Annotated in this window: 16 protein-coding genes and 1 pseudogene; 14 read left to right on the top strand and 3 right to left on the bottom strand. The window is 65.4% G+C overall.

All coding sequences use genetic code 11. The features are described 5' to 3' along the window. Positions 1–33: 33 nt before the first annotated feature. From QN413_RS16640 to QN413_RS16625, 4 genes and pseudogenes are all read left to right on the top strand, one after another. Positions 34–2,799 (top strand): annotated as a pseudogene (locus QN413_RS16640) (ATP-binding protein); the annotation flags it as partial. A 44-nt stretch (positions 2,800–2,843) separates the two neighbouring features. Further along, entirely contained in the window at positions 2,844–3,842 is a 999-nt protein-coding gene (locus QN413_RS16635; RefSeq protein ID WP_323497696.1) for a response regulator transcription factor, read from the top strand. A 157-nt stretch (positions 3,843–3,999) separates the two neighbouring features. Then, positions 4,000–4,701, top strand: coding sequence for a hypothetical protein (locus QN413_RS16630; RefSeq protein WP_323497689.1), 702 nt, complete (start codon positions 4,000–4,002; stop codon positions 4,699–4,701). A 37-nt stretch (positions 4,702–4,738) separates the two neighbouring features. Beyond that, positions 4,739–5,626: an NAD(P)-dependent oxidoreductase gene (locus QN413_RS16625; RefSeq protein WP_323497688.1), complete on the top strand. Its 888-nt coding sequence runs from the start codon at positions 4,739–4,741 to the stop codon at positions 5,624–5,626. On the opposite strand, the gene recJ is transcribed toward QN413_RS16625, so the two are convergent. Together recJ and QN413_RS16615 are read right to left on the bottom strand one after the other, a co-directional pair. After that, the gene (recJ, locus tag QN413_RS16620; protein WP_323497687.1) at positions 5,623–7,344 is read right to left on the bottom strand and encodes a single-stranded-DNA-specific exonuclease RecJ; all 1,722 of its coding nucleotides are present in this window, start codon (positions 7,342–7,344) and stop codon (positions 5,623–5,625) included. The genes QN413_RS16625 and recJ overlap by 4 nt on opposite strands. Next, entirely contained in the window at positions 7,341–8,330 is a 990-nt protein-coding gene (locus QN413_RS16615; RefSeq protein WP_323497686.1) for a hypothetical protein, read from the bottom strand. Before QN413_RS16615 ends, recJ begins: the two co-directional genes overlap by 4 nt. Before the next feature lie 35 nt (positions 8,331–8,365). Here QN413_RS16615 and QN413_RS16610 point away from each other — a divergent pair, with 35 nt between their 5' ends. Further along, positions 8,366–9,622 carry a lipoprotein-releasing ABC transporter permease subunit gene (locus QN413_RS16610; protein WP_323497685.1) on the top strand — a complete coding sequence of 419 codons (1,257 nt, stop codon included), beginning with the start codon at positions 8,366–8,368 and terminating at the stop codon, positions 9,620–9,622. Further along, a complete protein-coding gene (gene lolD, locus QN413_RS16605; protein ID WP_323497684.1) occupies positions 9,615–10,307 on the top strand; it encodes a lipoprotein-releasing ABC transporter ATP-binding protein LolD in 693 nt (230 codons plus the stop codon). Before QN413_RS16610 ends, lolD begins: the two co-directional genes overlap by 8 nt. A 60-nt stretch (positions 10,308–10,367) precedes the next feature. Here the strand turns inward: lolD and QN413_RS16600 are convergent, their stop codons facing one another. Further along, positions 10,368–10,757, bottom strand: coding sequence for a RidA family protein (locus QN413_RS16600; protein ID WP_187052869.1), 390 nt, complete (start codon positions 10,755–10,757; stop codon positions 10,368–10,370). A gap of 162 nt (positions 10,758–10,919) precedes the next feature. Between QN413_RS16600 and QN413_RS16595 the strand changes: the two genes are divergently transcribed. From QN413_RS16595 to QN413_RS16560, 8 genes are all read left to right on the top strand, one after another. Further along, entirely contained in the window at positions 10,920–12,491 is a 1,572-nt protein-coding gene (locus QN413_RS16595; protein WP_323497683.1) for an ABC transporter substrate-binding protein, read from the top strand. Between the two features lie 10 nt (positions 12,492–12,501). Continuing rightward, entirely contained in the window at positions 12,502–13,443 is a 942-nt protein-coding gene (locus QN413_RS16590) for an ABC transporter permease (protein ID WP_187052867.1), read from the top strand. A gap of 31 nt (positions 13,444–13,474) precedes the next feature. After that, the gene (locus QN413_RS16585) at positions 13,475–14,314 is read left to right on the top strand and encodes an ABC transporter permease (protein ID WP_323497682.1); all 840 of its coding nucleotides are present in this window, start codon (positions 13,475–13,477) and stop codon (positions 14,312–14,314) included. Between the two features lie 114 nt (positions 14,315–14,428). Beyond that, positions 14,429–15,484 carry an ABC transporter ATP-binding protein gene (locus tag QN413_RS16580; RefSeq protein WP_323497681.1) on the top strand — a complete coding sequence of 352 codons (1,056 nt, stop codon included), beginning with the start codon at positions 14,429–14,431 and terminating at the stop codon, positions 15,482–15,484. Positions 15,485–15,492: 8 nt separating this feature from the next. Next, positions 15,493–16,476, top strand: a complete 984-nt coding sequence (locus tag QN413_RS16575) for an ABC transporter ATP-binding protein (RefSeq protein ID WP_323497680.1) — start codon at positions 15,493–15,495, stop codon at positions 16,474–16,476. Beyond that, on the top strand, positions 16,473–17,771 hold the full coding sequence (locus QN413_RS16570; protein WP_323497679.1) for an amino acid deaminase: 1,299 nt from the start codon (positions 16,473–16,475) through the stop codon (positions 17,769–17,771). Before QN413_RS16575 ends, QN413_RS16570 begins: the two co-directional genes overlap by 4 nt. A 14-nt stretch (positions 17,772–17,785) precedes the next feature. Beyond that, positions 17,786–18,685, top strand: a complete 900-nt coding sequence (locus QN413_RS16565) for a MurR/RpiR family transcriptional regulator (protein ID WP_323497678.1) — start codon at positions 17,786–17,788, stop codon at positions 18,683–18,685. Then, positions 18,678–20,165 (top strand): D-aminoacylase, encoded by a 1,488-nt coding sequence (locus tag QN413_RS16560; RefSeq protein ID WP_323497677.1) that lies wholly within the window; start codon positions 18,678–18,680, stop codon positions 20,163–20,165. Before QN413_RS16565 ends, QN413_RS16560 begins: the two co-directional genes overlap by 8 nt.

The raw sequence follows: 20,165 nt of genomic DNA, 5'->3' as shown, positions 1-20,165 counted from the left end.
GTCTCGTGGGCTCGGAGATGTGTATAAGAGACAGTTCTCGGCGTGATCAAGATGCTCGGTGGCGCGCTTCTGGCCTATCTGGCGATCACGCACATGGTGCCGGTCGAACGCGCCGTCGATCCGAACCAGATGTACCTCGCGGCCTACGAGTACGTGTTCCCGAACTACGGCTGGGCGGTTGCTGCGACGGCGCTCTTCGTGGTGATCTCGCAGATCAAGATCAACGTCACCAACGCCTATGCGGGCTCGCTGGCCTGGAGCAACTTCTTCTCGCGGGTCACGCACAGCCATCCGGGCCGCGTGGTGTGGGTGGTGTTCAACGCGCTCATCGCTTTCATGCTGATGGAGATGAACGTGTTCGAGGCTTTGGGCGATGTGCTCGGGCTCTACGCCAACATCGCCATCGCCTGGATGATGGCGGTGGTCGCCGATCTGGTCATTAACAAGCCGCTCGGGCTGTCGCCGCCGGGCATCGAGTTCAAGCGCGCGCATCTGTGGGACATCAACCCGGTCGGCGTCGGTGCGATGGCGCTGGCCTCGGTGCTCTCGATCACGGCTTACCTCGGCTTTTTCGGGCCGATGGCGCAGGCGTTTTCAGCGTTGATCGCGCTCGGCACGGCGCTGGTGACCTCGCCGTTCATCGCATGGGCAACCGGCGGCAAGTACTACATCGCACGGACTTCCAACGGGAACGGTGCCGCGCTGTTCGCGCCTGCCCCCGGCGCCCGGTCGGTGCGATGGGCGCGGGTCGCCGCCGAAGTCGGAACTCGCCAGCGGCTGGCCGTGCAGCGCTGCGTGATTTGCGAGCGCGAGTACGAAGGGCCGGACATGGCGCATTGCCCGGCGTACCAAGGCGCGATCTGTTCCCTGTGCTGCACGCTCGATGCGCGTTGCGGCGACCTGTGCAAGCCGCAGGCAGGCCTGTCGGCGCAATGGTCGGCCGTCTTGCGCTGGCTGCTGCCCCAACGCAGCTGGCGCTATCTCGACACCGGGCTCGGCCACTTCCTGCTGTTGATGCTGATCATCGTGCCGCTGCTGGCGATCGTCTTCGGCGTGCTCTACACGCAGGAGCTGCGGGCGCTGGCCGAAGGCACGCTCCAGGCCATGACGCCCAACGAAACGGTGGGCGCGCAGGCGGCATTGCGATCGGGCTTTTCGAAGGTCTACATGGCACTGCTGGTGCTGGCCGGCATCGTCGCCTGGTGGCTGGTGCTGGCGCAACAGAGTCGCAAGGTGGCGCAAGAAGAATCGAACCGGCAGACGCACTTGCTGGTGCGCGAAATCGCGTTGCACCATGAAACCGACCGTGCCCTGCAAGCGGCCAAGCAGGCTGCCGACGAGGCACGCGAAATCGCGGAGCAGGCCAAGCGCGCAGCCGACCAGGCCAACCAGGCCAAGAGCCGCTACATCAGCGCCATCAGCCACGAGTTGCGCACGCCGCTCAACAGCATCCTGGGCTATGCGCAGCTGATGGGCGAAGACGCATCGGTGCCACCGCACCGACAGCAGGCGGTGGCCGTCATCAAGCGTGGCGGCGAGCATTTGCTGTCGCTGATCGAAGGCACGCTCGACATCGCCCACATCGAGGCCGGCAAGCTCACGCTGCATGCGCGGCCGATGCGCTTTGCGGACACGCTGCGCGAGCTGGCCGACATGTTCGAACTGCAGGCCGAAGAGAAGGGCCTGGCCTTCGTCTTCGAGCCCGCCGATGGCTTGCCCGAGGTGGTGCGTGCCGACGAAAAACGGGTGCGGCAGATCCTCATCAACCTGCTCGGCAACGCGATCAAGTTCACCGCCGCCGGGCAGGTCACTTTGCGGCTGGCGCATGCACGCGAGTTCGCGACCATCGAGATCGAAGACACCGGCCCGGGCATGGCAGCCGAAGACATCGAGCGCATTTTCGAGCCGTTTTCGCGGGGGGCCTCGGGTGGCAACCCGGCTATATCAGCAGGCGGCGGTGGCGGCAACGTCGGCAGCAGTTCGGCGCCGGGCGCTGGCCTCGGCCTCACCATCGCCAAGATGCTGACCGACCTGATGGGAGGCGAGATGCAGGTGCAGAGCACACCGGGCGTCGGCTCGATCTTCCGCGTTCGACTGTTCCTGCCGCGCGTGCACGAGGCGCTGGCTCGTCCGCGCCGTGCGCAGTTGCTGGCACCCGTGCCGCGTGTGCGCCGTGGCTACGAAGGCGAGCGTCGCCGGTTGCTAGTGGTCGACAACGAAGAGGCCGATCGCGAATTGCTCGTGCAGGTGCTGACGCCGCTCGGCTTCGAGTTGCGCGCGGCTGCGAGCGGCCACGATGCGCTCGACCTGCTGGCCGCTGGCTATCGGCCGGATGCGATGTTCGTCGACCTGGCGATGCCGGGTATCGATGGCTGGGAAACGATTCGCCGTGCTCGCAAGCTGGGCCTGTCGCACACCGTCATTGCCATCGTGTCCGCCAATGCGTTCGACAAGCGGCTCGACAACGACGTCGGCATCACGCCCGAAGACTTCTTCGTGAAGCCGGTGCGCCACAGCGAGTTGCTCGATTGGCTGGAGCGGCGGCTCGTTTTGGAATGGACCGCCACACCCACACCGTCAAAGCCGTCTGCAACCGGTGCCTTCGAAGCGCTGACCATGGTCCGCCCCGCACCCGAACGTTTGCGCGCTTTGGAAGAAGCCGTCGGGTTGGGTTACTTTCGCGGCATCATGAATCAGCTCGACGACATCGATGCCGAGCAGCCCGAGTGCGCTGCCTGGACCAGCGCGCAACGCGCCCTGGCGCGCCAGTTCCAGTTCGAAGCGATGGATTGCAAGTGAGCGCCGATCCGACATCCGACACGGGGACGTTTCCTGTGCCAGCCGTGCCAGCCGTGCCAGCCGCGACAGAACGCCCGCTCGCCCGCAACGCCGATCTGGTGCTGATCGTCGATGACGTGCCTGACAACCTGGCCGTGCTGCACGATGCACTCGACGAATCCGGCTACACCGTGCTGGTCGCGACCAATGGCGAAGCCGCGTTGCAGCGCGCTGCGCAGGCCCGGCCCGACATCGTGCTGCTCGACGCCATGATGCCCGGCATCGACGGCTTCGAGGTCGCGCGCCGGCTCAAGGCCGACCCGGCCACCGCGCACATTCCTATCGTCTTCATGACCGGCCTCACCGAGACGGAGCACCTGGTCGCTGCGCTCGAAGCGGGCGGTGTCGACTACGTCACCAAGCCGATCAAGCCGAAGGAAGTACTGGCGCGCATGAACGTGCATCTGCAGGGCGCACGCCGTGCGCGGCAGGCGGCGCAACAGGCTGGCCAGGCGCGCAACGCGCTCGATGCGTTTGGCTACGCGAGCATCACAGTGCGTCTGCCCGAAGGCCGGCTCATCTGGCAGACCGCTTTGGCGCGCGAACTGTTGCTGCGCTATTGCGGCACCAGCGCGCCCGAGACGCCGGCCGTGGTGCTCGACTGGTTGCGCCTGCACCTGCCGGGGACGGTCGACCGCATCGAGCCGCCTGTCCTGGCGATCGGCCCCGCGGCGCGCAGCCTCACGTTGCGGCTGCACCAGCAAACCGGCCATGACGACGACGGTGCCGAATGGATGATCATCCTGCGCGAGGTGTCCGACGTCGCCGTCATCGAGGCCATGAGCCTGAGCCTGAAGCTCACGGCGCGCGAGGCCGAAGTGCTTTATTGGGTGGTCAAGGGCAAGACCAACAAGGACATCGGCGAGATCCTCGGCAGCAGCCCGGCCACTGCCAAGAAGCATCTGGAGCGCGTGTACGTGAAGCTCGGCGTCGAGACGCGCACAGCGGCAGCGGGCGTTGCCATGAAGCGCATTCGCGAGTTGCAGCCGCACTTCGAGATTTGAGCTAAGAAGCGGAGCCAAGGATCCGAGCCTGACGCCTACGGCGCCGCGGGTGCGCAGCGTCATCGACTTGCCGTTTTGGCATCCTAGAATTTGCCGAACGCGTCCACGATGACGCCTCGACTGCGCGCCAAGACGCGGTCGATCCGGGAGGCCCGCGATGGGAACAACGAGCAGCATGAAGCGAAGCATGGCGCTGGCCGGTGCTGCTTTGCTGTGTCTGCTGGGCCTGTTGCACGCGGGCAGCGCGTTGGCTGGCGGCCATCTGGACGTCGACGATGCGGGCACGCTCGACCCCGGTCAGTGCCTCGTCGAGACATGGGGCGGGCGTTCCGGGGCGGTTCCGGTCAACGCGTTGCATGTCGGACCCACCTGCCGTGTCGGGCCGATCGAGTTGGGCGTGAATCTCGATCGCACGTCGAAACCCGGCACTTACTACGCGGGGCCACAGGTCAAGTGGACATGGTTCGGCCAGGAGGCGGATGCTCGCTTCAGCGGTGCCGTGTCGGCCAACGCTACTTTCGACCGCACCCACCACGGCAAGCCGGGACGGCAGCTGGTATTTCCTTTCACGCTGGTTGCGACCCCCAATTGGCAGATCCACGCCAACATCGGTGCCGACTGGGCGACCGTCACCGGTGAACGTACTTTCCGCCGAGGCCTTGGCACCGAGTGGGCATTGAACGAGGCGGTGTCGTTGCTCGCGGAGCGCAACCGCGCTTTCGACGCGTGGACCACACGCATCGGCGCGCGTTTCAACTTCACGCCGTTCACCAGCCTCGACGTCACGACCTCGCGCACCGGGACCGAGCATGCGCGCGGCTTCTATGTCGGGTTAAATCACGAGTTCAAGCGGCCCTGAACATGGGCCGCTCCAACCCAATTTCTGGAGACAAAAAATGAAGAAGATCGGAATGATCGGCATCGGCATGATGGGCCACGGCATCGCGAGCAACATCGTGAAGCATGGTTATCCGCTGGCCGTCCTGGAGCACGCTGGCAACCAGCCGCTCGATGCGCTGAGGGCGGCGGGCGTGACCACATACGGTAAGCCGCGCGAACTCGCAGCGGCGGTCGATATCGTCATTCTGTGCGTCACCGGATCGCCGCAGGTCGAGGCCGTCTTGATGGGCGACGATGGGGTACTGCAGGGCTTGCGCAAAGACGCGGTGATCATCGATTGCTCCACCGCGCTTCCTGCTTCAACCGAGCGATTGGCAAAGCTGGTGGCCGAAGCCGGCGGCCGCTTCATCGACTCACCGATGACCCGCACGCCCAAAGAAGCTGCCGAAGGTCGTCTCAATTTGTTGGTCGGTGGCGATGTTGCCTCGTTCGAAGAATGCAAGCCGCTGCTTGCCTGCTTCGCGGAGAACATCACGCACGCCGGCCCGGTCGGCGCCGGCCATCGCATGAAGTTGCTGCACAACTACGTCTCGCTCGGCTTTGTCGGCCTGCTGGCCGAAGCGGCTGCGTGTGCCGAACGGTCGGGCGTGGCGCCCGAGGTGCTGGTCGATGTGCTGGCAAAGGGCGGTGGTGGCGGTCTGGCCCTCGAGCGCATGAAGCCGTACATCCTGTCGCGCGATCCGTCGGGGCTGCGCTTCTTCATGTCGAACGCGGCCAAGGACATGGGCTACTACACGACGATGGCGGGCGACATCGGCGCTGCGCGCGCCATCGCGGACGGTGTGCACGAGACCTTTGAGCGCGCGCTGCGTGAGGGCGATCCGCAGGCTCTGGTGCCTGAGCTGGTCAGCTTGCTGGCGAAGAAAGGCGACGGCGCAAGCTAGCCCTCGGCCCCTTCGACCAGAAAGCGCACCCGCCGCACGCCCTGCCATTCGTCGGCATCGAGCCGAAACGCCAGCATCACCTTCGCGGGCAACGGATCGGTATGACCGAACCAGATCCCGTCGATGGGCTGCCCTTGATGGCGCAGCTTCAGCGCCAGGTGCTTTTCGCCGACGAGCCGCTGCGACAGCACCTCGACCTCCTCGCTGAAAGTCGGCGGCGCAAAGCCCTGGCCCCACACCTCGCGGTGCAACGTATCGACCAGATCGACTCGCAAATACTCGCGCGCCAATGGACCGTCGGTGTCGATCTGGCGCACCAGTGACGACGCGGCGAGCCACTCTTGCGCGACCTGTGCGATGGCTTTGGAGAAAGTCTCGAAGTGCTCGCTGGCCACCGTGCAACCCGCTGCCATGGCATGGCCGCCGAAGCGCAGCAGCACGCCTGGATGCCGCTTGGCAACAAGGTCCAATGCGTCGCGCAGATGGAAGCCAGGGATGGAGCGGCCCGAGCCTTTGAGTTCCGCTTCCTTGCCCGGCGCTGCGCTCGCTGCGAAGACGAAGGTCGGCCGATGAAATCGGTCCTTCAGACGCGACGCGACGATGCCGACCACGCCTTCATGAAACGCCGCATCGAACACGCTGATGGCCGGCGGCGGCGCCTCGCTGCTGTCGCCACTCGCATCGAACAGCGACTCGGCCAGCAGCAGTGCCTGGTCGCGCATGCCGCCCTCGATGTCGCGCCGCTCGCGGTTGATGCCGTCGAGCGTGCGTGCCAGCTCGTCGGCGCGTGCGGCGTCGTCGGTCAGCAAGCACTCTATGCCGAGCGTCATGTCGGCGAGCCGCCCGGCTGCATTGATGCGCGGGCCGAGCGCAAAGCCGAAGTCGAAGGTGGTGGCCGTGGGTGCGTTGCGACCGGACGCCTTGAACAGCGCCGCGATTCCGGCCTGCATCGAGCCGGCACGGATGCGGCGCAACCCCTGTGCCACCAGGCGGCGGTTGTTGGCATCGAGCCTGACCACGTCGGCCACGGTGCCGAGCGCGACCAGGGGCAGTAACACGTCGAGTTTCGGCTGATTCGCCAGCGTGAAGACGCCGCGCGTGCGCAGCTCGGAACGCAAGGCCAGCAGCACATAGAACATGACGCCGACGCCGGCGATGCTCTTGCTTTCGAAGTCGCAGCCGGGCTGGTTCGGGTTGACCAGCACTTCGGCCGATGGCAGCTGCGGGCCGGGCAGGTGATGGTCGGTAACGAGCACCTTGAGGCCGCGCGCCTGCGCTGCCGCAACGCCGTCGACACTGGCGATGCCGTTGTCGACGGTAATGAGCAAATCGGCGCCACGGTCGGCCACGCGCTCGGCGATGGGCGGCGTCAGGCCATAGCCGTCGATCACGCGGTCCGGTACGAGATAGCTCACGTTCTTCGCGCCGAGCAGGCGCAGACCGCGCACGGCGACTGCGCAGGCGGTCGCGCCATCGCAGTCGTAGTCGGCGACGATGCACAGGCGTTGATCGGCGGCGATGGCATCGGCCAGCAACACGGCTGCTTCGCGCGTGCCACGCAAGGTGTCGGGCGGCAGCAGGCGCGCGAGACCGTCGTCGAGTTCGTCCTTGCCGAGCACGCCGCGGGCCGCATACAAGCGCGCGAGCAGCGGATGCACGCCGGCTTGTTCGAGCACCCAGGCGCTGCGAGGCGGGATGACCCGGGCGACGATCTTCACAGCGTCGCCAGCAAGGTGGTCGCGGAAGGCCGCTCGAACAGGCCCTTGAGCCAACGCCCGAAGGTGCGTTTGTGCGTCGTGAAGCGCTTGGCTGCAAGATCGCCGCACAGCGTCAGCGTCACATCGTCGCCGCGGGTTGCAGCGGCCAGCGCTTCGGCGATCGGGCCGGCATCGAGCGCGCGCCAGGCGTCGGCCCAGGCGGCGCCGTCGTCACGCAGCGCGGCGGGCCGCAAGGTGCCGATCACGTCCGGCGCATCGACATCGAACGGCAGCAGGTTTGGCGGCAAGGCCCCGGTACCACTGAGCCAGAACGAATTGATCGGCGGTACGCCGCGGGCTGCACGATCGTCGTTCACGCGCTGGGTGTAGAGCAGCATCTGCATTTCGTTTTGCAGGCGGCGCAGCGACCTTGCATGGTCCGACAGCGGCGACCACTGCGAGATCGGCCAGCCGATGGCGCGGTCGATCGATGCCGTCGCGATGCCTTGGAACACTGCGCCGCGCGCGAGCCAGCGGCCCGGCACGGCCGACCCGCGCAATGCAATGCCGTCTTCTTCGAAGAACGGTTGCGCTGCTTTCAGCAACGCGTCGGATTCGGCCGCGTCGATCTCGATGGCGGCCGGATCGCCCAGCACCACGTCGTCGATGCCGACCTGCCAGTGACAGAGCGTGGCCCAGCCCCAGGCTTCGGCGTCGTCCGCCTCTGCGACCTTGCTGCGGCGTGCTTCAAGGGCGGCCCAAGGGATGCAGCCATCTTCAGACGCCAGGCCGAGCGCTTGTGCCAGCGCGCGTTCGTGCGGCGGCGAGCGGGTGGTGTCTGCCTGTGTGTCGTCGTCGGCGAGCGTCGCGCGGGCTAGCAAAGCTTCGAGGTTAGGCAGGCGCAAGCCGGTGAGCGCGGCGATGCAGGCGGGCGAGTTGCGTCCGGCATAGGGAATGAGCCAATGGCGGGGCGCGGCGGAAGAAGCTGGAGAGGCGGTGGCAACCATGGGCCTATTGTCCGGGATGCCACAATCGCCGGCCTATGCCCATCCCCTATGAACTGCAACTTGGCTGGCGCTATACGCGCGCAGGCCGGGCGACGCGGCGCAACGGCTTCATCTCCTTCATTTCCGGCGTGTCGATGCTCGGCATCGCGCTCGGCGTGGCCGCCCTGATCATCGTGCTCAGCGTAATGAACGGCTTCCAGAAAGAAGTGACCGACCGCATGCTTGGCGTGATCTCGCACATCGAGATCACTTCGCGCGACGGGCAAGCGCTGGCAGACATCGACGCCATCGCCGCTGCTGCGCGCAAGAACCCGGAAGTGATCGGCGTGGCACCGTTCATCGCCTCGCAAGCGCTCATCGCGCGCGGTGAGGACATGAAAGGCACGCTGATTCGTGGCATCGATCCCAAGCTCGAGCCGCAAGTTACCGACATCTCGATGACCGCGCAAAAAGGCGCGCTCGACAAGCTGGTGCCTGGCCAGTTCGGCGTGGTGCTCGGCATCGAACTCGCGCGCTCGCTCTACGTGCGCGATGGCGACCAGGTCACGCTGATCGCACCGGGCGGCCAGGTCACGCCGGCCGGCGTCGTGCCCAGGCTGAAACAGTTCACAGTGGTCGGCACATTCGATTCGGGTCATTACGAATACGACTCGGCGCTGGCGATGATCCATGAAGAAGACGCGCAGCGCGTGTTTCGCCTCGACGGCCCGAGCGGCCTGCGCATCAAGCTGAAAGACCTGCACCAGGCGCGCGAGGTGGCCGATGAGCTTGCCGCCACGTTGCCGGGTTCGTTTTTGATCAAGGACTGGACGCGCCAGAACAAGACGTGGTTTGCTGCGGTGCAGGTCGAGAAACGCATGATGTTCATCATCCTGACGCTGATCGTCGCGGTCGCGGCCTTCAACCTGGTGTCGACTCTGGTGATGACAGTGACCGACAAGCGCGCCGACATCGCCATCTTGCGAACACTGGGCGCCAGCCCGAAAAGCATCATGGCAATTTTCGTGGTGCAGGGTGCGATGGTCGGCGTCATCGGGACCGTGCTCGGCCTCGTGCTGGGGCTGGGCGTGGCTTACAACATCGACGTGATCGTGCCGGCCATCGAGCACGCACTGCACACCAGCTTTCTGCCGCAAGACATCTACCTGATCAGCAAGATGCCGAGCGATCCGCAGCAGAGCGACATCATGCCGATCGCCATCATTTCGCTGGTGCTCTCCTTCGCAGCGACGCTGTATCCGAGCTGGCGCGCCAGCCGCGTGAACCCCGCCGAGGCGCTGCGCTATGAGTGAAGTTGCATCGTCGAAGGTGGTCCTCAAGGCACGCGGCCTTACCAAGCGTTTCCACGAAGGCCGGCTCGACCTGACAGTGCTGCACGGCGTCGACCTCGACGTGCGCGCCGGCGAAACGTTGGCCATCGTCGGTGCGTCGGGCTCGGGCAAGAGCACCCTGCTGCACCTGATGGGCGGCCTCGACGCGCCGACGGCGGGCAGCGTCGAACTGCTTGGCAAGAACATCGCCACGGTCGATGCGGCGGAGCAGGGTCGCATGCGCAATCTGCACCTCGGCTTCGTCTACCAGTTCCATCACCTGCTGCCGGAATTCAGCGCGCTCGACAACGTTGCGATGCCGCTCAAGATCCGGCGCGCCGATCCGGCCGAAGCCGCGCGCGCCGCGACCGCGATGCTCACCAGTGTCGGACTCGCCGAGCGGCTGCAGCATCGCCCGGCCGAGTTGTCGGGCGGCGAGCGTCAGCGCGTGGCGATCGCGCGCGCGCTGGTCACGCAGCCGGCCTGCGTGCTGGCCGACGAACCGACCGGCAACCTCGATCGCGCGACCGCCGACGGCGTCTTCGCGCTCATGCTCGAACTGGCGCGGCTGCACGGCACGGCCTTTGTCATGGTCACCCACGACGAGACGCTGGCAACGCGCTGCGACCGCGTGTTGCGCCTCGTGGCTGGCCGTCTGGCCGACTGACGCAGCCAGTCTGCGTGACGGCAGCGGCTCGATGCCGCTATTTCGCTTTCTCACTGGCTTTTACTTCGGCTTGTAAGCCACCACGTCGATCTCGACCTTCGCGTCGACCATGAGCCGTGCTTCCGTGGTCGAACGGGCCGGCCGGCCTTCCGCACTGAAGTAGCCCATGTAGATACGGTTGAAGGCACCGAAATCGCGCGCGTCCTGCAGCCAAACCGTGCTTTTGCAGACGTCGTCGAGCGTCGCGCCGGCCAGCGCGAGCACCGACTTCAGGTTTTCCATGACCTGCCGCGTTTGCGCTTCGATGCCGCCGACCACGATCTCGCCGTTGCTGTCGGCGGGCACCTGGCCCGACACATAGATGAAGTCGCCCGCGCGCACAGCCGGGGAGAAAGGGCGGACCTGGCGGTCGGAGGCGGTGGGCGATCCACCGAGGTATTCGAGGGGCATGAAAGACTCCTGCGGACGGGCCGCTGTGGTTTAGTTTTGAAATTCTATTTCAGTAAAAGGTCCAACATAGAGGGTTTTCCCGAGTGATTTGGCACGTTTGATGCTTCAAAGTCGAGCTAGTGCGAAAGTAAATTTCACAAATCCTGAAGCGAAGGAGTTTCAATGCGAGCCACCAACCTAGCCAAATCTGTCCTGAAACATGCGATCGGCAGGGGCGCCTTGCTGGCGGCGCTGGCCGTCGCAGTGACTGTGGGAGCGCCCGCAGCACTGGCGCAAGCGCCGCGCAACTACGCCACGCTGGCGATGGTGGCCGAGCCGCAAACGCTCGACCCGATGGCATCGACCGCCGACCTGGTCGCGACCATCATGCAGCACGTGTTCGAGCCGCTCTACACCTTCGACGCCAAGTGGAACGTGGTGCCGATGCTCGCCGAGTCGATGCCCAAAATCTCGGCCGACGGCAAGAGCTACTCGATCACTTTGCGCAAGGGCGTGATGCTGCACAACGGCCGCGAACTGAACGCCGACGACGTGGTCGCCAGCCTGCAGCGCTGGATCGAGCAGTCGCCACGCGGCAAGGCAGTGGGCGCGCAGATCGAGAGCCTCAAGGCCAAGGGCGCGCTCGGCGTCGACATCGTGTTGAAAGCGCCGTATGCGCCGCTGGTGTCGCAGCTCGCATTGCCGAGCGGCATGGCCGCCATCATGGCCAAGGAGTCGATCGCGCAGCCGCTGAAAGACTTCGTCGGCACCGGTCCGTACAAGTTCAAGGAGCGTCAGCCCGACCGCTTCGTCATCCTGACGCGCTTCGACAAATACAGCGCGCGCAAAGAGCCGGCCAACGGCTATGGCGGCAAGCGCGAGGCGCTCATCGAAGAGCTGCGCTTCGTGCCCGTACCCAACGCGAGCACGCGGGTCGAAGGCGCGCTGGCGGCTCAATACGACTTCGCCGATCTGCTGCCGGTCGAGGCACTGACGCGGCTTGAAAAGTCGGGCGGCAAAACCGTACCCATCCTCACGCCATCGTTCGGCTTCCCGTACCTGGTTTTCAACACCAAGGAAGGCGTACTGGCCAACCAGGCGATGCGCCAGGCTGTGCAAACCGGCATGGGCGAGGGCGAGATGCTGGCCGCTGGCTTCGGCGATACGCGCTTCTTCATTGCAGAGGGCAATCACTTCCCGAAGGGCTCGCCCTTCTACTCGACCAGCGGCACCGAGCTGTACAACCAGCGCAATGGCCCGAAAGCCAAAGAAGCAGCGGTCAAGGCTGGCTACAAAGGCGAGCCGATTCGCCTGATGGCCAGCCGCCAGTACGACTTTCACTACAACATGGCCTTGCTGATGGCCGAGCAGTTGAAGAAGGCCGGCTTCAAGGTCGAACTCAACATCGTCGATTGGGCAACGCTCGTGCAGCGCCGCAACGATCCGAAGTTGTGGGACATCTATGTGACGCATTCGGGCCAGTTTCCCGAGCCGATGCTGTCGCCGCCGCAGTTGGGTGACGGCGCGCCCGGCTGGTGGGACACGCCCGCCAAAAAGGCCGCGCTGCAGGCCTTCAACGTCGAGAGCGATCCTGCCAAGCGCGGTGCGCTGTGGGGCAAGGTCCAGCAGGTCGTCTACGACGAAGTGCCGTACGTGAACGTCGGCAAGTTCAATGGCCTGTCGGCCAGGAGCCCGGCGCTCGACAACTACCAGCCCGCGACCTGGCCGTTCTTCTGGAATGCGAAGATCAAGTGAGCGTCTTGCGATGTACCGCTACCTCGCTTCACGCCTCGCGGGCATGTTGATCGTGCTCGCCATCGTGGCGGTGCTGGTGTTCATCCTGACGCGCGCCGCCTCCGGCGACCCGGTGTCGGTGCTGCTCGGCGACCAGGCCACCGCCGCCGACATCGCCCGCGTGCAAAAGGAATACGGCCTGGACAAGCCGCTGCCCGTGCAGTTCGGCTACTGGCTGCGCGAGGTGCTGCAAGGCAACCTCGGCCAGTCGATTTTCCTGCAGCGGCCGGTGACGCAGGCACTGTGGGAGCGGGCCGAACCGACCACGCTGTTGTCGTTGATGGCAGTCGCCATCGCGGCGCTGATCGGCTTGCCGTGCGGCATCGTCTCGGCGGTGTTTCGCGGGCGCTGGATCGACCAGTTCTTCACCGGCATCGCGATGCTGGGCGCGAGCATTCCGAGCTTCTGGCTCGGCATCGTGCTGATCCAGATCTTCGCGGTGTCGTTCGGCTGGTTTCCGGTGTCGGGCTATGGCGCGCCCGGTGCGCCGCTGCTCGAACGGCTGCATTCACTGATCCTCCCCGCGGCCGTGCTGGGCCTGCTCAACTCGGCGCTCATCATCCGCTTCACGCGGGCATCGATGCTCGATGTGCTGGGTGAAGACTACGTGCGAACGGCGCGCTCCAAAGGCCTGTCGGAAAGCACTGTCGTGTTGAAGCACGCGCTGCGCAATGCCTTGGTGCCGATCGTCACCGTACTCGGCCTGACCGCTGCCTTGATGATCGGCGGCGCCGTCGTGACCGAGACCGTGTTCGGCCTGCCGGGCGTGGGCAGCCTGGTCGTCAATGCGGTGCTGCGGCGCGACTACCCGGTGATCCAGGGCGCGCTGCTGGTGATCGCTGCGATCTACGTGCTCATCAATTTCTCGATCGATCTGTTGTACGTCGCAGTCGATCCGCGCGTCAAACTCTGAGCGCGCAAGCCGACACACGGAACGCACAGTCATGCAGCTCCCGAGAACACTCCGCCAGCTGATGCATCGCCGCACGGTGATGATCTCCGCACTGGTTCTGCTGGTGATCGCCGTCATGGCGATCGGCGCGCCATGGTTCGCGTCGTTCGACCCCAACGACACCGCCGTGCTGGACCGCCTGAAGCCACCGAGCGCGGAGCACCTGATGGGCACCGACGAACTGGGTCGCGACATGTACGCGCGCATCGTTCATGGTGCGCGTTACTCGCTCACCATCGCGGCACTGACGGCTTTTGGCTCGGTTGTCTTCGGCACCGCGCTGGGGCTCGTCGCCGGCTTTTTCCGTCGGCTCGATGCACCGATCATGCGAGTCGTCGACGCCATGATGTCGTTCCCCGACATCCTGCTCGCCATCGCGCTGGTCGCCATCTTGGGCGCTTCGTTAAGCAACGTGGTGCTGGCGCTGGTGCTGGTCTACACGCCACGCGTCGCGCGGGTCGTGCGTGCATCGACGTTGGTGGTTCGCGAGTTGTTGTTCGTCGAAGCCGTGCGTGCACTCGGCGTGCGAACCTCGCGCATCCTGTGGCGCCACATCCTGCCCAACCTGATGTCGCCGATCCTCGTGCAGGTGTCGTTCATCTTCGCGTACGCCATCCTCGCGGAAGCCGGCCTGTCGTTCCTCGGCGTCGGCGTACCCCCCGACATCCCGACCTGGGGAACGATGGTCGCGGGGAGCCAGCAATATGCCGACCGCGCGTTCTGGGTCGTGCTGTTTCCGGGGCTGGCGATCATCTTCACTGCGCTGTCTTTGCAGCTGCTTGGTGATGGTGTGCGTGATCTGTTGGATCCAAAGCTGAAGAAGGCGGCATGAATGGAAAGCCGTCTGCAAACAACATTGTTCAGGGGGAAACGGGATCGCACCGACGGCGTACTCCCTCGGCGCGAATCGACGAATGCTTCCGAAACCATAACTGGAGCACCTGACATGACCACCGCTCCCCGCCTCACAGTCAAGAACCTCAGCACCAGCTTTCCCACTGAAGACGGCCTGGTTCGCTCGGTGGCCGACGTCCGCTTCTCGATCCAACCCGGCAAGACCACTGCATTGGTTGGCGAGTCGGGTTCAGGCAAGTCGGTCACCAGCCTCACCCTCATGCGCCTGCTCCCCAAGACCGCCAACGCACAGGTCGCCGGAGAAACAGCATTTGCGACACGCGACGGCCGTACCGTCGACTTGCTGAAGCTCCCAGAGACCGATATGCGACGCCTCCGCGGCAACGAGCTGTCGATGATTTTTCAGGAGCCGATGACCAGCCTCAACCCGGTGTTCACCATCGGCGAGCAGATCGCAGAAAGCGTTCGGTTGCACAAGGGCCTCGACCGCAAAGCGGCGCTGGCCCACGCATTGCGCATGCTCGAACTGGTCGAGATTCCGGCTGCATCGCAGCGGCTGTACGAGTACCCGCATCAACTGTCGGGCGGCATGCGGCAGCGCGTGATGATCGCGCTGGCGATGGCGTGCGACCCGACATTGCTGATCGCCGATGAGCCGACCACCGCACTCGACGTGACCATCCAGGCTCAGATCCTCGCGCTGATGCGACGGCTGCAGGCGGAAACCGGCATGAGCATTCTGTTCATCACGCACAACCTCGGCGTGGTCGCGCACCATGCGGACGATGTGGTCGTGATGTATGCCGGCCGGGTGGTCGAGCATGCGCCGGTGCGGCCGATGTTCGCTGCGCCGGAGCATCCGTACACGCAAGGATTGCTGGCCTGCTTGCCGGGCAAGGCAGCGCGCGCCGGACAGCCGCGACCCAAGCGCTTGTTCGCGATTCGCGGGCAGGTGTCGAGCCCGTTGGCACCGCCGCCGGGTTGCGCTTTCGAGCCGCGTTGCGACCTGGCGATCGACGCTTGCCGCGCCTCGATGCCGCCATTGATCAGCACGCAGGCTGACCGCGAGGCGCGTTGCATCCGTGTGCTGGAGCACGTCGATTTGACTGGGGCTGCAACCGAAGTTTCCGAGCTGGGGGCGGCATGAGCGCGATCATGGAAGAGCCTCTCATCGAGGTGCGCAACCTCAAGAAATACTTCGGCACCGGCGCGCGTCCGGTGCGCGCCGTCGACGATGTTTCGTTCGCCATCAAGCAAGGCGAAACACTGGGTCTCGTCGGTGAATCCGGCTCGGGAAAAAGCACCATCGGTCGCACCTTGTTGCGACTGGTGGAGCGTACCGATGGCGAGGTGCTGTACCGCGGCCAGGACGTCGGCAAGCTGTCGGGAGGTGACATGCGCCGCCTGCGAAGCAAGCTGCAGATCATTTTTCAGGATCCGTATGCGAGCCTGAATCCGAAGATGCGTATCAGCGCAATCCTCGGCGAAGCGCTTGCCACGCATGGGCTGCACAAAGGTGCCGCTGCGCGCGACAAGCGCATCGCCGAGCTGCTTGAAACGGTGGGCCTCCGCGCTGAACATGCCAGCCGGTTTCCGCACGAATTTTCGGGCGGCCAGCGGCAGCGCATCGGCGTGGCGCGTGCGCTAGCGGTCGAGCCTGAGTTCATCGTCGCCGACGAGCCGTTGTCGGCGCTGGACGTGTCGATCCAGGCGCAGGTCATTAACCTGCTGGCCGACCTGCGTGAGCGCCTGTCGCTCACCATGCTCTTCATTTCGCACGACCTCGATGTGGTCGAGTACCTGTGCGACCGCGTGGTGGTGCTCTACCTCGGCAAGGTGATGGAAGTGGCGACGACCACCGAACTGTTCGAGCGACCATTTCATCCGTACACCCAAGCGCTGCTGGCTGCGAGCCCGAAGCCCGATCCGCTGCAGCCGAGCGAGCATGTGGCGTTGAAGGGCGATATTCCGAGTCCGATCGCGCCGCCTTCGGGCTGCGTGTTTCGCACCCGTTGCCCACAGGCTATCGAAGCGTGTGCGCAAACCGTACCGCCGCTGGAAGAGCTGGCGCCCGGTCATTTTTCTGCCTGCATCCGCAAGGATCTGCTGGGCGCAATCGATTCGAGACTGACGACATGAATTCATCGAACAACGACCTGCTCGACCCGTTGCTACACAGCGGCTTCAAGGGCTACCCGCGCACGCAGCCACCGCTGCTGCGCAGCGACATCGGCGCTGCGCAATGGAACGTGCTCGCCGGCGATCTGCCGCTGCCGCTGGCTGTCCTGAAACGCGAAGCGCTGGAGCACAACCTTGCCTGGATGCAGGCCCGTGTGCGCGAGTGGGGCGTCGATCTGGCGCCGCATGGCAAGACGACGATGTCGCCGCAGTTGTTTCAGCGCCAGCTCGATGCCGGTGCCTGGGGCATGACCTTTGCAACCGTCACGCAACTGGCCGTCGGCGTCGCGGCGGGCGCGCGGCGCACGCTCATCGCGAACCAGGTGGTGAGCGACGAAGACCTCGGCGGCATTCAACAGCTGTTGCGCACCCACGAAGGGCTGCGGATCGTGTTCCTGCTCGACTCGGTGGCGCAACTCGATCTCATCGAAGCTTGGTCGCACGCACATCAGGAGCATCTGCCCTTCGAGCTGATGATCGAGATCGGTGTCGACGGTGGCCGCACCGGATGCCGCACGCACGAGCAGGCCACCACGCTGGCCGAGCGTTGCAAGGCAAGCCCGGCCGTGAAACTGGTCGGCATCGAATGCTACGAAGGGCAGGGCGCCACCGGCGAGACGGGCCCAGACACCGCGTACACCGACACGATCATGGGCCGCGTCGAAGCGGTCGCACGCCACTGCGAAACGCACGGACTCTTCGAGACCGACGAAGTGCTGGTGTCGGCCGGCGGCTCCGCCATCTACGACCTCGTTGCCGCACGACTCAAGCCGGCGCTCGGCATGCCGGTGCGCGGCCTGCTGCGCTCGGGCTGCTACGTCACGCACGACCACGGCACCTACCAGCGCTTTCAGGTGTCGATCGATGCCCGTCTCGGTTGCGACTGCGGCGACAGCCTTCGCCCGGCGATGGAGGTGTGGACCACTGTGCAGTCGTGCCCCGAACCACGCCTCGCCATCGTCGCGATGGGCAAGCGCGATGTGTCGTTCGACCTGTCGATGCCGACACCCATCGCGCGTGCGTTGCTTGGCGCGCAGGCCACATCGACGGTACCGGCCAGCTGGCACATCAGCGCGTTGAACGACCAGCACGGCTACCTGCGCTGGACCGCAGCCGACGATGCACTGGCGCCGGTCGTCGGCGAGCGCATCGGCTTCGGTATCTCTCATCCATGCACGACGTTCGACAAATGGCACTGGATGCCGATCGTGGAGGACGACTACCGCGTGAGCGATGCGGTGTCGATCAACTTTTGAGCATGGCAAGCGCAATGACTTTGTCCCTGCTGCGACGTATCGCCGAGATCCGCGTGAGCGCGCCGACAACGCGACGCGCGATCCTCGACATGATCCTGGAAGACCCCGACCGCGTGCTCGGTGAAAGCTTCGAGCTGCTGGCCGAGCGCTCGCGCAGTTCGGTGCCGACCATCATGCGCACCTGCCGCGATCTCGGCTTTGCCGGGCTGCGCGAATTCAAGCTGGCGCTGGCACAAGAGCTGGCGCTGGGCGGCTCGCCACTGCATCGCCGCGTCAACATCGAAGACGCGGCCGACGACGTGGTTGCGAAGATTTCTCGCAGCGCGGCGGCCTCGGTTTCAGGGGTGCGCAGCCAGCTCGACATGGTGGTGCTCGAAGGTGCGGTCGCCGCCATCGCGGCGGCGCCGCACGTTGATTTGTACGGTGCGGGCGCGACCTCGTGGTTCATGGTCAACGACCTGCAGGCGCGGCTGTTTCGCCTCGGCATTTCCGCCAATGCATGGGCCGACTATCACTTGCAACAGGTCGCAGGTGCTGCGCAGCGGCCGGGCGGCGTGGTCATCGCGATTTCGCATGTCGGCGGCATGCCGTCGCTGCTCGATGCAGTCGACATCGCACGCGGCCAGGGCGCCAAGGTGGTGGCGCTGACGCGACCCGGCACGGCGCTGGCCGAGCGCGCCGACTTTTTGCTCGGTATGTCGGTGCCCGACGACGCGGTGATGCATGTCGGCATCGATGCGTACCTGGCGCATCTGACGGTCATCGAGATACTCACGGTACTCGTCGCGCAGCGCCGAGGCGAGCCGGCGGTGCAACGGCTGCAGCGCGCACGCGAAGCCTTTCAACGGCACGGCATCGACGCGGCCACGCATCCGCTGCAAAGCTGGGACGGCGGGGGGTTGAAGCATGGCTGAATCAGCTGCGACGGGCCTCACCCTTCTTCAGGATGGCTTGGTCGTCGACGGCACCGGCGGCCCGGGCTGGCCGGGAGATGTGCTGTTGCAGGGCGACCGCATCGTGGCCATGGGCGAAGGGCTTCGGCATCGCTTGCCGGCTGGCATCTACGTTGCCGAGGTCGATGTGATCGACTGCCGCGGCAAGGTGATCGCGCCGGGCTTTATCGACGTGCACACGCACGACGACGCCATTGTGTTGCGCGACCCTGCGTGCCTGCCCAAAGTGTCGCAAGGCATCACGACGGTGGTCACCGGCAACTGCGGCATTTCGCTGGCGCCGTATCGAACCGCGCAAGCAAAACCGCCGCTCACGTTGCTGGGCGCCGATTCGTTCCTGCACGCGACCATGGACGATTACCGCGCCGCCGTCGATGCCGCTCAACCCGCTCTCAATGTCGCCGCGCTGGTCGGCCACACCACCTTGCGTTTCGCAGCCATGCAGTCGCTCGACAAGGCCGCGACCCCCAATGAACTGGCGCACATGGGTGCGCTGCTCGATGCCTGCATGCAAGCGGGAGCGCATGGCTTGTCGTCCGGTCTGTTCTACGAAGAAGCCTTCGCGGCGCCGGCCGAAGAAGTCACGTCGCTGGCCCGCGTCGTGGCGCGGCATGGCGGCGTCTACGCCACGCATTTGCGCAGCGAAATGCAGGCGATCGTCGAGGCGATGCACGAGGCCGGCGACACGGCTTTCGAAGCCGGCGTGCCGCTCGTCATCTCGCATCACAAGTGTGCCGGCCCGGCCAACTGGGGCCGCACGCTGGAGACACTGCCGCTGATCGATGCGCTGGCTGGCCGCCAAGACATCGCCCTCGACGTCTACCCCTACGTGGCCGGCTCGACCGTGCTGCGCGAAGACCTGGTCGACGGCGTCATCGACGTGCTGTTGACGTGGTCGGACACGCACCCTGAAGTGACCGGTCGCCTGCTCGCAGATGTGGCGAAAGAGTGGGGCGTCGATCAGAAAGAAGCGTGCCGCCGCCTGCAGCCCGGCGGCGCGTGCTACTTCCAGATGCAGGAGGCCGATGTCGAGCGCGTGATCGCGCATCCGCGGACCATGATCGGCAGCGACGGCTTGCCGCACGACCGTCATCCGCACCCGCGTTTGTGGGGTGCGTTCCCGCGCGTTTTTGCGCGCTACTGGCGCGAGCGCAAGCTCATCACGCTGGAGCAGGCGGTGCACAAGATGACCGGCATGACGGCGCGCAACATGCGCATCGCCGACCGCGGCCAACTGCGTGTCGGTGCCATGGCCGACGTGGTCGTTTTCGATCCGGCGACCATTGCCGACACCGCGACCTACGACAAGCCGAAAAGCATCAGCGTGGGGATCGAACGGGTGTTCGTGAATGGGGTGCTGGCTTTTCGCAATGACGGCAATCAAGGCAAGCCCGAAGTGCTCGCGCGTGCCGGGCGCATGCTGACGCGTGCTGCGCGATAG

The organism is Variovorax sp. LG9.2 (genome assembly GCF_035018885.1).
Taxonomy (GTDB): Bacteria; Pseudomonadota; Gammaproteobacteria; order Burkholderiales; family Burkholderiaceae_C; genus Variovorax.
This window is presented reverse-complemented; position numbering and strand designations above follow the sequence as displayed.